Source organism: Rudaea sp. (genome assembly GCF_047601565.1).
GTDB lineage: Bacteria > Pseudomonadota > Gammaproteobacteria > Xanthomonadales > Rhodanobacteraceae > Rudaea.
Genome location: NZ_JASGIY010000001.1, coordinates 1231106 through 1246321, shown reverse-complemented (window position 1 = coordinate 1246321; position 15216 = coordinate 1231106). Strand labels below are relative to the sequence as shown.

The following is a 15216-nucleotide window of genomic DNA, read 5'->3' as shown; positions in this document are numbered from 1 at the left end:
TTTTCCCGCGGCGGGGTTTATTTCTGCGATCATCCCCGATCGCAAACATCAAAAAGCGGCCATCCTTGGCGGCACTTCTCAATACAAAACAGCCAATTGGCCCATGACCCAGACCAATCCCCTGCTCGCCGATTCCGCCCTGCCGGCATTCGCCACGATCAAACCCGAGCACGTCGAACCTGCGATCGACGCGGTACTCGCCGAATACCGGCGCGAAATCGACGCGCTGACCTCGGCCAAGGCGCCACGCGATTTCGTCAACACGATGCTGCCGCAGGAGGCGCTCGAGATGCGCCTCGAACGCGCCTGGTCGCCGGTCTCGCACCTGCATGCGGTGGCCGACTCCAAGGCGCTGCGCGAGGCGTACTCGGCCGCGCTCGAGAAGATCACCGAGTTTTCCACGGAACTCGGCCAGAACCGCGAGCTGTACACGGCGGTGAAGGCCCTCGCCGAGCGCGCCGATTTCGCCGATCTGCCGCGCCCCGCGCGCACGCTGGTCGAGCACGCGCTGCGCGACTTCCGCATGGCGGGCGTTTCGCTCGAGGAGCCGGCGCGCACGCGTTTCAAGGAGATTTCCAACCGGCTTTCGAAACTCTCCAACGAGTTCGAGAACGCCGTGCTCGACGCCACCGAGGCGTGGTCGGAGAAGATCGGCGAGGCGCAACTCGCCGGCCTGCCCGACGCCGAGCGCGCGCTGCTCAAGCAGTATGCCGAAGAAGCGGGGCAGGACGGCTGGCTGGTTACGCTCAAGCAGCCCAGCGTCACCGCCGTGCTGACCTATGCCGACGACCGCGCCTTGCGCGAACGCGTCTACGCGGCGTACCAGACGCGCGCTTCCGATCAGGGCCCGAACGCGGGCCGGTTCGACAACTCGCAACGCATCGACGAGATCATGGCGCTGCGCCACGAAAGCGCGCGGCTGATCGGCTTCGACAACGCCGCCGAGGATTCGCTCGCGACCAAGATGGCCGGCACGCCCGCGCGCGTGCTCGCGTTCCTGCGCGACCTCGCCGCACGCGCCAAGCCCGTGGCGCTGCGCGAACTCGAAGAACTGCGCGAATTCGCCCGTGCCGAGCTGGACCTCGCCGACCTGCAACCGTGGGACGTGGCCTATGCCGCGGAAAAACTGCGCGTGAAGAAATACGCGCTCAGCGAAGAGGAACTGAAACCGTATTTCCCCGCCGACGCGGCGATCGCCGGCCTGTTCGCCATCGTGCAGCGCGTGTTCGGGGTCAGCTTCCGCGCTCGTGGAGACGTCGAGGTCTGGCATCCCGACGTGCGTTTCTACGACGTCGTCGATGCGCAAGGCAAGACCATCGCCGGCGCCTACTTCGATCTCTACGCGCGCTCGGGCAAGCGCGGCGGCGCGTGGATGGACACCTGCCGCTCGCGCTATGCGGACGGCGGGCGCACGCATCCGCCGGTCGCTTATCTGACCTGCAACTTCGCGCCGCCGACCAAGGACATGCCGTCGCTGCTGACGCACGACGACGTGACCACGCTGTTCCACGAAACCGGCCACGGCCTGCACCACATGCTGACCGAAATCGACCTGCCGAGCGTCGCCGGCATCGACGGCGTCGAATGGGACGCGGTCGAGCTGCCGAGCCAGTTCATGGAGAATTTCGCCTGGCAGCGCGAGGCATTGGCGCTGTTCGCGAAGCACTGGAAGACCGGCGAGGCGCTGCCCGAGGAACTGTTCCGGCGCATGCTCGCCGCGCGCCACTACCATGCGGGCCTGTTCCTCGTGCGCCAGCTCGAATTCGGCCTGTTCGATTTCCGCCTGCATCTGGAATTCGATCCGGCGCGAGGCGCGCGCGCGATGGAGATCCTGCGCGAGGTACGCGACGAGGTAACCGTCATCATGCCGCCCGCGTGGCAGCGCATGCCGCACGCCTTCGGCCACATCTTCGCCGGCGGCTACGCGGCGGGCTACTACAGCTATCTGTGGGCCGAGCTGCTGTCGGCCGACGCGTTCTCGCGCTTCGAGGAAGCGGGCGTGTTCGACCGCGCCGCGGGCGAGGCCTTCCGCCGCAGCGTGCTCGCAGTCGGCGGTTCGCGCCCGGCGCTGGAATCGTTCGTCGAATTCCGCGGCCGCGAGCCCGAGCCCGACGCGCTGCTGCGCAGCTACGGCCTCGCCGCCTAGACCCCTTCCTCAAGACGCGATGATCTCCGTCGTCGTCAACTTCCACAACAACCGCCGCGAGGCGGCGAACACGCTGTATTCGCTAACGCGCGCCTATCAACGCGATGCGCAGGCGATCGAGTTCGAAGTGATCGCGCTCGACCACGGCTCGACCTTGCCGTTGAGCGAAACGGAAGTGCGCGCATTCGGACCGGAATTCGACTACCGCTTCGTCGAGACGGAATCGGTGTCGCCGGCGGCGGCGATCAACGCCGCCTGCCGCGAGGCGCGCGGCGAACACCTGCTCGTGATCATCGACGGCGCGCACATCCTCTCGCCGGGTATCTATGCGCTGGCGTCACGCGCATTCGCGCAATTCGCGTCACCGTTCCTCGCCACCGCGCCGTTCCACCTCGGGCCGAAGCAGCAGAACGAATCGGTCGCCGAAGGCTACGACCGGCAAATCGAGGACGGCCTGCTTGCGCGCAGCGGTTGGCGCGACAACGGCTACCGGCTCTACACGATCGCCGGCGCGTTCGCCGATCCGGGCATGGCGTGGTTCGGTTGTCCGTTCGAGACGAGTTGCTTCGGTATCGACAAGAACGAATTTCTCGCGCTCGGCGGCTTCGACGAGCGTTTCGTCTCGCGCGGCGGCGGCCTCGTTGCGCTCGATTTCTTCCAGCGCGCCGTCGCACGCAAACACGGCGACTACATCATGCTGCTCGGCGAAGCGAGCTTCCACCAGTTCCACGGCGGCGTCGCGAGCAACGCGACCAAGGCCGCGCATCCGTGGAAGGAATTCCACGACGAGTACCTGCGTATCCGCGGCAAACCCTTCGCGCGCGTGCCGCGCCGCCCGTTCTACTTCGGCACGCTGCCGAACGAAGCGCTCGCCGCCGCGCGCATCTCGGCCGAGCACGGGCTGGCGCTGTGGCAGAAGGCGGTCGCTGCGGGCGAGGCTTGAGCAAGCCTTCGCCCATGATGTGAAGCTGGTTGGCGAAACCGTATTCGGCTTGCGATAGCCAGTCCCGCGTGCCAAAGTCGCCGCCGCCCGCACTCATTCCTAACGCTTCGCCACCCGACGACTGGCCGATTTCAATGGACGAACACACCGCCGTCGTGCTCACGGAAGCCGACACCTGCCGCGAATACGTGACGCCCGCTCTGCGCGCCGCGCAGTGGGCCAACACGCCGCACGCAATCGGCGAACAGCACGTCATCACCGCGGGGCGAATCCTGCTCATCGGCGGCAAGGCTCGACGTGCCAAACAGCGCCGGGCCGATTACATCCTTTATTACCGCCGCGACCTGCCGATTGCCGTGGTCGAGGCAAAGGAAATCGGCCTGCCCGCGCACAACGGCGTGCAGCAGGCGCGCGAATATGCGCAGATGCTCGGCCTGCGCTTCGCCTACGCGACGAACGGGCGCGACATCATCGAAATCGACACCGCCGCCGGCACCGAAAAGCCCGTCGATCGCTACCCCGCGCCGGACGAACTCTGGACGCGGCTCACGGGCAAAATCGGATTGAACGAAGCCGCGCAAAAACCCTTGCTCGAACCCTACAACCTCGATTCGGGAAAGATTCCGCGCTACTACCAGGACGTCGCCATCCAGCGCGTGATCGAGGCGATTTTGTCGAACAAGCAGCGCGTCCTCGCGACGCTCGCCACCGGCACCGGCAAGACCTGCGTCGCGTTCCAGGTGTGCTGGAAACTCTGGCATAGCCGCTGGAATCGGCGCGGCGAATATCGCCGTCCGAAGATACTGTTTCTGGCCGACCGCAACATCCTCATCGACGATCCCAAGGACAAGATGTTCGCCCCATTCGGCGACGCGCGGCACAAGATTCGCAGCGGCGACGTGAGCCAGGCGCGCGACATGTACTTCGGCATCTACCAGTCGCTCACGGCGGGCGACGGCGAAGACCTGTTCCGCCAGTACACGCCGGATTTCTTCGATCTCGTCGTCATCGACGAATGCCATCGTGGTGCGGCGCGGGACGCAAGCAATTGGCGTCGCGTACTGGACTACTTTGCGCCAGCGATCCATTTCGGCATGACGGCCACGCCATTGCGCGACGACTCGCGCGACACCTACGACTACTTCGGCGATCCGGTCTATCAATACAGCCTGCGGCAAGGCATCGAGGACGGCTTTCTCGCACCGTACCGCGTGCATCGCGTCATCATGACGGCCGACGCCGCCGGCTGGCGTCCGAACAAGGACGAACTCGACCGCTACGGCCGCGTCATTCCCGACGAGGAATACCAGACCCGCGATTTCGAGCGCGTCGTCGCCCTGCGCGCCCGCACGAAGGCGATGGCGAAACACCTGACCGATTTCCTGCGCGGCGGCGACCGCTTCGCCAAGACCCTCGTGTTCTGCGTCGATCAGGAACACGCCGCCGAAATGCGCGAGGAACTGGTCAATCTCAACAGCGACCTGATGCGCGAGTATCCCGATTATGTGTGCCGCGTCACCGCCGACGAGGGCGCGATCGGCTTGGGCCATCTCGCCAATTTTCAGGACATCGACAAGCCGACGCCGACGATCCTCACCACCTCGCAACTGCTCACCACCGGCGTCGATGCCGAAACCGTGAAGAACGTCGTGCTGTGCCGCGTCGTCGGCTCACGCGCCGAGTTCAAGCAGATCATTGGGCGCGGCACGCGCCTGCGCGTGGATTACGGCAAGGAGTTCTTCAACATCATCGACTTCACCGGTACGGCCACACAGCACTTTGCCGATCCCGATTTCGACGGCGATCCGGTGCGCGTCGATGTCGTGAGGATCGACGACGAAGGCGATGTTCGCGCAACCGAAGTTCGAGAACCCGAACCGCCCGAGCATCCCACGGTCGAATCCGCCGACGAGGACGGCACCGCGACGATCACGACACAGGAATCCGACGAGCCGCGCAAGTTCTACGTCGATGGCGGCCACGTCGAAGTGATCGGCCATCTCGTCTACGATCTCGACGCCGACGGCAAGAAGCTGCAAGTCGTGCGCTACACCGAATACTCGGCGCGCACCGTGCGCTCGATGTACCCGAACCGCGACGCGCTGCAATCGGCCTGGGCCAAACCCGACACGCGCGCCGACATATTGGGCGCGCTGCGCGAACGCCATATCAGCTTCGACGAGCTGATCGCCTCGACCGGCGAGCAGGACGCCGATCCGTTCGACCTGCTTTGCCACCTCGCCTGGAATGCGCCGTTGCTCACGCGCCGCGAGCGTGCGGAACGCGCGCGTGCGCGCACGCAGGAGGCGTTCGCGAGATACGGCGACACCGCGCGAGAAATTCTCGGTCTGCTGCTCGATCGCTACGTCGAGCGCGGCATCATCCAGTTCAACCAGCCTTCGGAACTGCTCAAGCTCGCGCCGTTCGACCGTTACGGCAGCCCATCCGAAATCGCCAACCGCCACTTCGGCGGCGTGCCCGCGCTGCGCGAGGCCGTGGGCCAACTCCAAGCCGCAATTTACCAGTGACGACCATAGTCGCCGCAAATACGGAGTGCGTCGTTCCGGCAGGGATTGCCGGAATCCAGACTGCACGGATGCCCGCGTAACGAATGCGCAACATGGAAAAACAGCCATGTGTCTACATTCTGGCAAGCCGGAGAAATGGCACACTGTACATCGGCGTGACTTCCGATCTCATCAAGCGCATTCACGAGCACCGCAGTAATGCCGTCGAAGGATTCACCAAAACCTACGGTGTTCACGATCTGGTCTGGTACGAGCAACATCATGAAATGGTCTCGGCGATTCTTCGCGAGAAACAACTCAAGAAATGGCCGTGCGTTGCAAAGATACGTCTGATAGAACAGGCCAATCCAGGCTGGCGCAACTTGTGGAATGAACTGACGTCGCCCTCCCTGGCAACTGGATTCCGGCAATCCATGCCGGAATGACGAGCAAGAGAAAAGAACCCGCATGGCCCGCACCAAGAAACCCGAAACCCCGCAAACCACCGCACAGCAATTGTCCTCGCTGATCAAGTCCGTGCGCCAAATCCTGCGCAAGGACAAGGGCCTCAACGGCGACCTCGACCGCCTGCCGCTGCTGACGTGGGTGATGTTCCTCAAGTTCCTCGACGACCTCGAAACCCGCCATGCCGAGGAAGCCGAACTCGACGGCCGCCCGTACGAACCGCTGATCGATGCGCCCTACCGCTGGCGCGACTGGGCCGCCCGCGCCGACGGCATCAACGGCGACGAACTGCTCGCCTTCATCAACCAGGACGAAGCCATCCGCCCCGACGGCACGCGCGGCCCCGGCCTGTTCGCCTGGCTGCGCGCGCAGGCGCAGCGCAACGGACGCGACGGCCAGCGCGCCGTCATCGCCAACGTGTTTCGCGGCGTGCAGAACCGCATGGTCAGCGGCTATCTGCTGCGCGACGTGCTCAACAAGGTCAACGCGATCCACTTCACCGCCAGCGAAGAAATCCACACGCTCTCGCACCTGTACGAATCGATGGTGCGCGAAATGCGCGACGCCGCGGGCGACAGCGGCGAGTTCTACACGCCGCGCCCGGTCGTGCGCTTCATGGTGCAAGTGACCGACCCGCAACTTGACGAAACCGTGCTCGATCCGGCCTGCGGCACCGGCGGCTTCCTCGTCGAAGCTTTCGATCACCTCGCCAGACAGGTGAAGACGACCGAACAGCGCGAAACCTTGCAGCAACGCACGCTGTACGGACAAGAAGCCAAGCCCTTGCCCTACATGCTCGCCGAAATGAACCTGCTGCTGCACGGCCTCGAAGCGCCGCAAATCGCCTACGGCAACACGCTCGCGCAGAAGCTCGCCGAGATCGGCCACGAGCAGCGCGTCGACGTCGTCCTCACCAACCCGCCGTTCGGCGGCGAAGAAGAAGCCGGCATCAAGGCCAACTTCCCGCCGACCTTGCAAACCAGCGAAACCGCGCTGCTGTTTCTGCAATACATCATGCGCAAGCTGCGCGTAGCCGATTCCCCTCTCCCCGCGGGAGAGGGTGGCCCGAAGGGCCGGGTGAGGGTTCGGGATGCCGAGCGCGTCAGGGGCGGACGCGCCGCCGTCGTCGTGCCCAACGGCACCCTGTTCGGCGACGGCGTCGCCGCCGCGATCAAGAAGCAGCTCGTCGAGGACTTCAACCTGCACACCATCGTGCGCCTGCAACAAGGCGTGTTCGCCCCATACACCGACATTCCCGCCAACCTGCTGTTCTTCGACCGCAATGGCAAGACGCAAGACATCTGGTACTACGAACTGCCGTTGCCGGAAGGCCGCAAGAAATACTCCAAGACCGCGCCGATGCAGTTCGAGGAATTCGCCGAGTGCCTCGCGTGGTGGCGCGAGCGCAAGGAAGGCCCGCAGGCGTGGAAGGCGAGCGTGGCCGACATCGCCCAGCGCGGCTACAACCTCGACTTGAAGAACCCGAACGCGAAACAAGACCTCGAACACGCCGCGCCCGCCGAACTCGTCGCGCGCATGCGTGCGCACGAGGGCGAGGCGCTGCGGCTGATCGCCGAGATCGAAAAGCTGGTGGGCGAGGTGGCGGCGTGAGCAAGTGGCGCTCGATTGCACTTGGCGAAATCTGCTCACCCGCAGATCGCTTCGAGGCTCCGCAATCCGGCAAGTCCTATCGCCAAATCGGTGTTCGCTTGTGGGGCGAAGGTGCGTATGAACGCGAGCGCATCGATGGCGGCGAAACCAAATACGCGAACTTCAATCGCATCGAAAGCGACGACCTCATCGTCAACAAAATCTGGGCACGCAATGGCAGCATTGCAGTCGCAACGTCGGAGCTTGCGGGCGGCTATGTCAGCACAGAATTTCCAACGTTCTCGCTGAATCGAGAGTACATCCTTCCCGGCTGGATGCGTCTCATCACGAAGTCGCGCGAGTTCTGGCGTGCGTGCGACGAAAAAGCGCAAGGCACGAGCGGCAAGAATCGCATCAAGCCGAGTCAGTTTCTTTCGATTGAAATTCCGCTGCCGCCGCTGCCCGAACAACGAGCCCTCGTCGCCCGCCTCGACGCGCTCGCGGACAAGACCCGCCAACTGACCGCCCACCTCGACGCCACCGACACCGCCGCCGATCACCTGCTCGCCCTGCGCTTCCGCGACGCCATCGCCAACGCTCTTTATCGCCCAATGTCCGAAGTCGCCCCGCTCGTGCGCCGCGAAGTCGCCATCGACGCGCAGGCCAGCTACACCGAGCTTGGCGTGCGCAGCTTCTTCAAGGGCACATTCCAGCGTCGCACCGTGACCGGCTCGGAGTTTACTTGGCAAAAACTTTTTCGCGTCGAAGCCGACGATTTGATTTTCAGCAACATCATGGCATGGGAGCAGGGCATCGCTCTTGCCAAACTGGAAGATCACGGTTGCGTCGGCAACCATCGTATGCTGACGTGCGCAGCCAATCTCGACTTGGCCGTTCCTGCGTTCTTGTCCTACTACTTCACGACTGACGAAGGCTTCGCAAAGGTGTATGCCGCCTCGCCCGGTACCGCCGCCCGCAATCGTACGCTGATGGCAACATCACTGGAAGCGATTCAAGTTCCAGTCCCGCCACTCGCCACGCAGCAAGCCTTCACCGCGCTGCAATCCACCATTGCCGCGCTAAAGGCCCGTCATGCCGCCATCCGCGAATCCAGCGCAGCCTTGCTCCCTGCCACGCTCGAAAGGCTTTTCGCACCGACTATATAGGTGACTATCATTCGGCAGATAGTCAATCCGCCATCAATTCTTGACAAAGGAATTGTGTCTGGATTCCGTAACGTGTCAAGGACTCGCGAAATGTCCACCAATCCGTATCCGACGCATTCAAGATATCCGGAGTTTCGCCGCTCGCCAAGGCTACTGCAACGAACTTGCGATCGTCGCGATCGAATTTTTCCAAGTCAGGGTCGTCGGGGAACTCCTGGAACACACGTCCGGCAGGGTCGATCGGTGTGATCTCCACTTGCCGGCAATGACTTGGATTCGCTTGATTTGACCAGAGCCACTTGAAAAATGCGTCTCCCACGCCCGGTTGTCCGGCGTGCGAAAGATGTCGCTGGTACTCATCGAAAATCAAGAATCCATCATCGACGAGCACAACCCCTTGTTGCGCTGCGATCAAGGCGTCAATGCACCGTTCGATACAATCATCCGATGCGACTTCGTGTTTTCCGTTGGCGACTACGGCCACGTTGGTATCGATGACCACGCTCACGCCTTACCTCGGCGCTTGCGTTCCAGAATCGCGCGCTGCATGGCGGCAATTTCCCCCATTTCGTCGCCAAAGAAATCCTTGGGCCAGTTGAGGATATTTCCAAAAAGATCGAGTTCCAGTTCCAGCAATTCCGACTCGCCTTTCTCGGTGGAGCAGAAGTAAAGCGCGGTATCGTCCTTGCTTATCTGCTCCTCTGCGATGCGTACTTGAAGGCGGCGAAGCAGATGCTCGCTGTGGCTCTCAAGAATGATCTGGATGTTGCGCTGTTTGGCGACTTCAACGAACACGTCAGCCAACCCCGCCTGAACGCGAGGATGCAGGTGAATTTCTGGCTGCTCAAGGATGATCGTCGAACCTTCCGGCGCGTAGTAGCACAGCGTAATGACGGGCAAGATTTGCGAAACACCGAACCCGACATCGGTGATCAGGACTTCAGCAGCTTTGGGTTGACGACGCACCCAGACTTGGAACAACTTCCCGCCCTCGGTAATGGGTCGTACCTCGAAACTGGATATCAAACCAAGTTCTTTTAACCACCAAGCAACGCGCTGCTCCAACGTTTGCCTTCTTACCCCCTTGCCACGCGAAAAGGTTATGCCCGATTCCCGAGAGGCAAGGAGTGCCTCGACGACACGTTCGCCACGACGCCCCATATCTGCGGGTTGAGCGCCGGCCCATTGATATTGGCGTTTCGGGTAGTCGCGCAGGGGACCCAAATAGAAAACACGCGAAAATAATTGCTCGAATTGCAATTCGAGATCAGAAAGGAAGCTTGCGTTTTGGTAGTACGCACGTACTTGATCGGGGAAACCGTAAAACTTAGTAGGCGGCGGCAATTTCCAAGGCCGTCCTTGAACACGTACGAATTTGAAGTGAGAATCTAAATCGAATTCGTTGCGCTTGCCACCAATATGTGTCATGCCAAATTGCGCGTTGGCAAAGCGATATTTCATTTCTTGTACCGAAGCGCGGCCCAGGTCCTTGCCATTGCCCTTGATCCACTCGACGTTCGTGGAAAACCCCATGCTCTTCCCTTGAAAGAGCACAGCGTCTTTGTGCGCGGGATCCTCGACGGAAAGCTCCCCTGGCAAAGTCCAATCCAAATCTATGGCGATTTTCTTCCCCAAGTCGTGCTGATACACGAGTTCTTGGAACGTGCCCAACTCAACCAAACTGCGCTCGTCTCCGAGATTCAGCACTTGGCTTCGGTCGGGCGAATCGGCCGTCTGCTTGAGCATCAGCAGCAGTTGAATCAGGCTAGTCTTGCCTGAACTGTTGCTGCCGAAAAGGCCGGTGATAGGGGCGAGCCGGAAATTTCCCGTGTCTGCCCAAGACTTGAAGTTCTTTGCTGTGAGACGGGTGATCATTCTGGCCATTCACACAAAAGACGGTCCATACAACCGATTATGCCAGCGCGGGCGGCTTCCCGGTGGGTTGAATTCCAGAGCACGGAAATAGCTCTCTGGTGTCGCGGTGATTGAGAGGCTTTTGGGAGATACTATGCCCATGACCCGCGTCGCCATCAATCCGGACTTGCTGCGCTGGGCGCGCGAACGCGCGCGGAAGTCCACGATCGAGATGCAGGCTCGCTTCCCGAAGTTCACGCAATGGGAAGATGGCGAGTTGCAGCCGACACTGAAACAGTTGGAGGGGTTCGCCAAGGCCGTTCATGTGCCTTTCGGCTACTTGTTCCTGTCCGAGCCGCCTGCCGAACCTTTGCCGCTTCCGGACTTTCGCACTGTCGGTAGCCGTGCGATTGCGCGACCCAGCCCGGACTTGCTCGACATGATTTATGTCTGCCAAGAGCGGCAGAGCTGGTTTCGGAGCTACGCGCAAGTCAGTCAGCAATCCGCGCTCCCCTTCGTTGGGTCGATGACCGTTCAAGTCGATGCGGTAGAAGCGGCCAGACAAATTACAAATGCGCTGAACTTCGATCTGGACGCGCGTCGTGATTGCCCGACATGGACAGAGGCGTTGCGTGAGTTCATCGGGCAGGCGGAAAGTCTTGGCGTCTTGGTCATGGTTTCCGGTGTTGTCCTGAACAACAACTATCGCCACCTCGATCCAGACGAGTTTCGCGGCTTTGCACTGAGCGACGAACTGGCGCCCCTTGTGTTCATCAACGGCGCGGATACCAGGTCGGCGCAAATGTTTACGCTCGCGCATGAACTGGCGCATCTGTGGCTCGGCGAGTCGGCTTTGTCGGACACCGGCCCGAACAGCGCGCCACAGAATCGGATCGAACGCTGGTGCAACAGCGTTGCCGCGGAGTTGCTGGCACCCCTCGCCGTCGTTCGTGCCGAGATACGTGCGGGCGAAGATTTGGAAACTGCCGTCAATCGACTGGCGCGCAGGTTCAAGGTCAGTACCCTGGTCATCCTGCGGCGGTTGCTGGATGCGAGCGCGTTGACGCGACAGCAATTCGACATCGCCTACGCGCAGGAAGTCGAGAAACTGAAAGAGAAGATGTCGGGCGATGCCGGCGGCGGCAACTTCTATCTCACCACGGCCGCGCGTGTAAGCAAGCGTTTTGCGCGCGCGTTGTTGGAAAGCACGCTCGAAGGTCGCACGCTGTATCGGGATGCCTTCCGTATGCTCGGCATCGCAAAAACCGAGACGTTCAACGAGCTTGGTCGCAGCTTGGGGATGGCGTTGTGACCAGGTACCTGATCGACTCCAGCGTTTTCATACAAGCCAAGAACCTGCACTACGGGTTCGACTTCTGCCCTGCGTTCTGGGATTGGTTGGTGCAACAGCACGATGCTGGTAGCGTTGGAAGCATCGAGAAGGTCGGCGATGAACTCAAAGCTGGTCAAGATGTTCTCGCCGACTGGGCAGTAGCCAGAGGCGCGGCTTTCTTCGCGGCCCCCGACACCGCCGTTGTGCCGGCGCTTGGTCAAGTGAGCAGTTGGGCAAACACACAAAAGTACGAGCCTGCGGCCGTGGCGACCTTCCTGCAAGTCGCCGACTATTGGTTAGTGGCGCACGCGCTGGCGCATCGATGTGCTGTCGTGACCAACGAAGTACCGGCGCAGACCGTGAAGAAGATCAAGATTCCGAACGCATGCTTGGGTCTCGGTGTTCAATGCGTCACTCCTTATGAAATGCTACGGCGCGAGCGTGCGAAATTCGTATTGGGGCAGTAAGTAGGATCATGATTGCGATCTGCGCACAATTTGATTGGATGCTTTTCGCATCAAATTCTATTGGGGATATCGCTGGGGGTATGAAGGCAAATCCATTTATGAAAATCAAAGAAAATCAAGTGGATGTTGCATAAATGCGCATCGCCAGCTGGAACGTCAATTCGCTCAACGTGCGCCTGCCGCATCTGACGACGTGGCTGGGCGAGGCGCGGCCCGACATCGTCGCGCTGCAGGAAACGAAGATGGAGGACGCAAAGTTTCCCGTGGATGCGATCCACGCGGCGGGTTATCGCGTCGCGTTCTCCGGGCAGAAAACCTACAACGGCGTGGCGATCCTCGCGCGCGAGGAGCCGCGCGACGTCGTCACCGACATTCCCGGCTTGGACGATCCGCAGCGGCGCATTTTGATCGCGACGGTCGGAGACCTGCGCATCGCCGATCTCTACGTCGTCAACGGTCAGGAGGTCGGCAGCGAGAAGTACGCCTACAAGCTCGACTGGCTGGCCAAGGTGCGCGCGTTTCTCGCCGAGGAGATCCGCCGTCATCCGAATCTCGTCGTGCTCGGCGATTTCAACATCACGCCGGACGACCGCGACATCTACGATCCGGTCGCGTGGAAGGAGCAGATCCTCTGCTCGACGCCGGAGCGCGACGCGCTCAAGGCGGTCGTCGACCTGGGGCTGCACGATACGTTCCGCCTGTTCAACGACGAGGCCGGACACTACTCGTGGTGGGACTACCGCGCGGCCGGTTTCCGCCGCAACCTCGGCATGCGCATCGACCTGATCCTCGCGAGCGAGGCGTTGCGTGCGCGCTGCCGCGCGGCGAGCATCGACCGCGTGCCGCGCACGTGGGAGCGGCCGTCGGACCATACGCCCGTGCTGCTCGAACTGGATTGAACGATTCTACCTCTCCCCTCGGGAGAGGTCGGCGCACGAAGTGCAACATCTGAGGGTTCGCGGCCCGATGCACATCCCGAGCGAAACCGAACCCTCATCCGGTGCTTCGCGCCACCTTTTCCCGATGGGAGAAGGAATGGCACCGCCGTCGCCATGGTTCTAGAATTCCCCCATGACCGACTTTTCGCATCACGACGACTGGCCCGCCGAACTCGACGACAGCGAACTTGAGGAACTCGACCAGTACCTGCGCGCCCACGCGGGCGAGGACCAGTTGCTGCTCGACGGCGTGCACGGCCTGCTGACCGCGGTCGGCATCGGCCCGGAAAAGGTCGCGCCGGACGAATGGTTGCCCGAAGTGCTGCACGAACCGTTCCTCGACGAGGACGAAGGCCGGCGCGTGCTCGAACTGCTCGCGCGCCTTTCGGAAAGCGTGGAGAGCGAAGTCGAGGCCGACAACTACGAGCCGATCCTCGGCGAAATCGAACTCGACGACGGTGATACGGCGCTGTCGGCGCTGGGTTGGTGCGAGGGTTTCTCGCGCGGCGTCGACCTGCGCGCGCGCCTGTGGGAGTCGCGGCTCGGCGTGGATTCGCATCTGACCGAGCTGCTCGGGCCGATCATGGCGCTCGCGGTCGAGGAAGGCGTGTTCGCGACCGACGCGGATTTCGCTCCGCTGTCGGAACAGGAGTACGACGACTGCCTCGCGCAATTGCCGCATGCGGTCGGCGCGGTCGCGCACTACTGGATCGATGCGCCGCTCACGCCCGAGGAACTCGCCGGCTCGCCGCGTCACGCGCGCGAGGAGAACGAGCCGCGCCGCAGGCGCGGCGGGCATTGGCTGCATTGACCGCCGCCGCGCCGGTCCGAATTCGATGTTGCTGACCCTGCGCCTCGTCTTCCTCGCCCTGTTCGCGTTGTTCGCGCTATGCGTGCTGCTCGTGCACCTGCGCGGCCACGTGCGCCTGCGCTTCGACCGCCAGCTCACCGACCACTCGGCCCTGTTCGCGCCGTACAACCTCTTGATGTACGCATTCTCGCGCGTGCCGGCGACGCCCATTCTCGACCGCAGCAGCTTTGCACAACTCGATCCCCTACGCAAAAACTGGCGGGCGATCCGCAGCGAAGCCGTGCAGCTTTTCGACGAAGGCCGTATCCGCGCGGCAGAGCAGCGCAACGATCTTTCCTTCGACAGTTTCTTCAAACAGGGCTGGAAGCGGTTCTACCTCAAATGGTACGGCGAGCCGCTCGCGAGCGCGCAGGTGTTGTGCCCGCAGACCGTGTCGCTGCTGCGCTCGATTCCCGAGGTCAAGGCGGCGATGTTCGCGCTGCTGCCGCCGGGCAGCCGGTTGACGCCGCACCGCGATCCGTTCGCGGGATCGCTACGCTACCACCTCGGCCTGATCACGCCGAACTCGAAGGCGTGCCGCATCTTCGTCGACGGTGAGGAATACGCCTGGAGCGACGGCGGCGACATCGTGTTCGACGAAACCTATGTGCACTGGGCGGAGAACAGGACCGATGTGACGCGCGTGATCCTGTTCGCGGACGTCGAGCGGCCTTTGCGTGCGCGGTGGATGGAAGCGGTCAACCGCCGCGTCGGCGCGTTCATGGGCGCGATCACGGCGTCGCCGAACGATACGGCGACCGAGAAAACCGGCGTCATCAACCACCTCTACGCGCGCCTGCGCGGCGGCAACAAACGCGGCGTGAAGTTCCGCAAACGCCATCCGCGGCTGTATCGCAGCGTCAAATATCCGGCGATCCTGTTCGCGCTGTGGCTGCTGTTCGTGGCGCCTTGGCCGTTGCTGTAAGGCTTTTTCCTTGTGCTACCGGGAGAAGGGAA

The 15216-nt window shown here is 62.3% G+C and carries 13 protein-coding genes; 11 read left to right on the top strand and 2 right to left on the bottom strand.

The features are described from left to right. The first annotated feature begins 103 nt into the window (after nt 1-103). The 6 genes from QM741_RS05335 (at nt 104) to QM741_RS05310 (ending at nt 8817) form a co-directional block, all read left to right on the top strand. Nucleotides 104-2146 carry a M3 family metallopeptidase gene (locus QM741_RS05335; protein WP_415206695.1) on the top strand — a complete coding sequence of 681 codons (2043 nt, stop codon included), beginning with the start codon at nt 104-106 and terminating at the stop codon, nt 2144-2146. Between the two features lie 19 nt (nt 2147-2165). After that, nucleotides 2166-3089 (top strand): hypothetical protein, encoded by a 924-nt coding sequence (locus tag QM741_RS05330; protein WP_415206694.1) that lies wholly within the window; start codon nt 2166-2168, stop codon nt 3087-3089. A gap of 134 nt (nt 3090-3223) precedes the next feature. Then, nucleotides 3224-5617, top strand: a complete 2394-nt coding sequence (hsdR, locus tag QM741_RS05325) for an EcoAI/FtnUII family type I restriction enzme subunit R (RefSeq protein ID WP_415206693.1) — start codon at nt 3224-3226, stop codon at nt 5615-5617. Nucleotides 5618-5709: 92 nt separating this feature from the next. Continuing rightward, on the top strand, nt 5710-6042 hold the full coding sequence (locus QM741_RS05320) for a GIY-YIG nuclease family protein (RefSeq protein WP_415206692.1): 333 nt from the start codon (nt 5710-5712) through the stop codon (nt 6040-6042). 22 nt (nt 6043-6064) lie between these two features. Further along, on the top strand, nt 6065-7672 hold the full coding sequence (locus tag QM741_RS05315) for an N-6 DNA methylase (protein WP_415206691.1): 1608 nt from the start codon (nt 6065-6067) through the stop codon (nt 7670-7672). Beyond that, nucleotides 7669-8817, top strand: coding sequence for a restriction endonuclease subunit S (locus QM741_RS05310; protein WP_415206690.1), 1149 nt, complete (start codon nt 7669-7671; stop codon nt 8815-8817). The genes QM741_RS05315 and QM741_RS05310 overlap by 4 nt, the downstream gene beginning before the upstream one ends. A gap of 22 nt (nt 8818-8839) precedes the next feature. On the opposite strand, the gene QM741_RS05305 is transcribed toward QM741_RS05310, so the two are convergent. Continuing rightward, complete coding sequence (locus tag QM741_RS05305; protein WP_415206689.1) at nt 8840-9325, bottom strand: hypothetical protein; 486 nt, start codon at nt 9323-9325, stop codon at nt 8840-8842. Next, nucleotides 9322-10692 (bottom strand): DUF3696 domain-containing protein, encoded by a 1371-nt coding sequence (locus QM741_RS05300; protein ID WP_415206688.1) that lies wholly within the window; start codon nt 10690-10692, stop codon nt 9322-9324. The genes QM741_RS05305 and QM741_RS05300 overlap by 4 nt, the downstream gene beginning before the upstream one ends. Before the next feature lie 139 nt (nt 10693-10831). Here QM741_RS05300 and QM741_RS05295 point away from each other — a divergent pair, with 139 nt between their 5' ends. From QM741_RS05295 to QM741_RS05275, 5 genes are all read left to right on the top strand, one after another. Then, on the top strand, nt 10832-11983 hold the full coding sequence (locus tag QM741_RS05295) for an ImmA/IrrE family metallo-endopeptidase (RefSeq protein WP_415206687.1): 1152 nt from the start codon (nt 10832-10834) through the stop codon (nt 11981-11983). Beyond that, a complete protein-coding gene (locus QM741_RS05290) occupies nt 11980-12471 on the top strand; it encodes a DUF4411 family protein (RefSeq protein ID WP_415206686.1) in 492 nt (163 codons plus the stop codon). Before QM741_RS05295 ends, QM741_RS05290 begins: the two co-directional genes overlap by 4 nt. 134 nt (nt 12472-12605) lie before the next feature. Continuing rightward, on the top strand, nt 12606-13370 hold the full coding sequence (gene xth / locus QM741_RS05285) for an exodeoxyribonuclease III (RefSeq protein ID WP_415206685.1): 765 nt from the start codon (nt 12606-12608) through the stop codon (nt 13368-13370). Between the two features lie 172 nt (nt 13371-13542). After that, nucleotides 13543-14220, top strand: coding sequence for a YecA family protein (locus QM741_RS05280; protein ID WP_415206684.1), 678 nt, complete (start codon nt 13543-13545; stop codon nt 14218-14220). A 25-nt stretch (nt 14221-14245) separates the two neighbouring features. Then, the gene (locus QM741_RS05275) at nt 14246-15184 is read left to right on the top strand and encodes an aspartyl/asparaginyl beta-hydroxylase domain-containing protein (protein WP_415206683.1); all 939 of its coding nucleotides are present in this window, start codon (nt 14246-14248) and stop codon (nt 15182-15184) included. Nucleotides 15185-15216 lie beyond the last annotated feature (32 nt).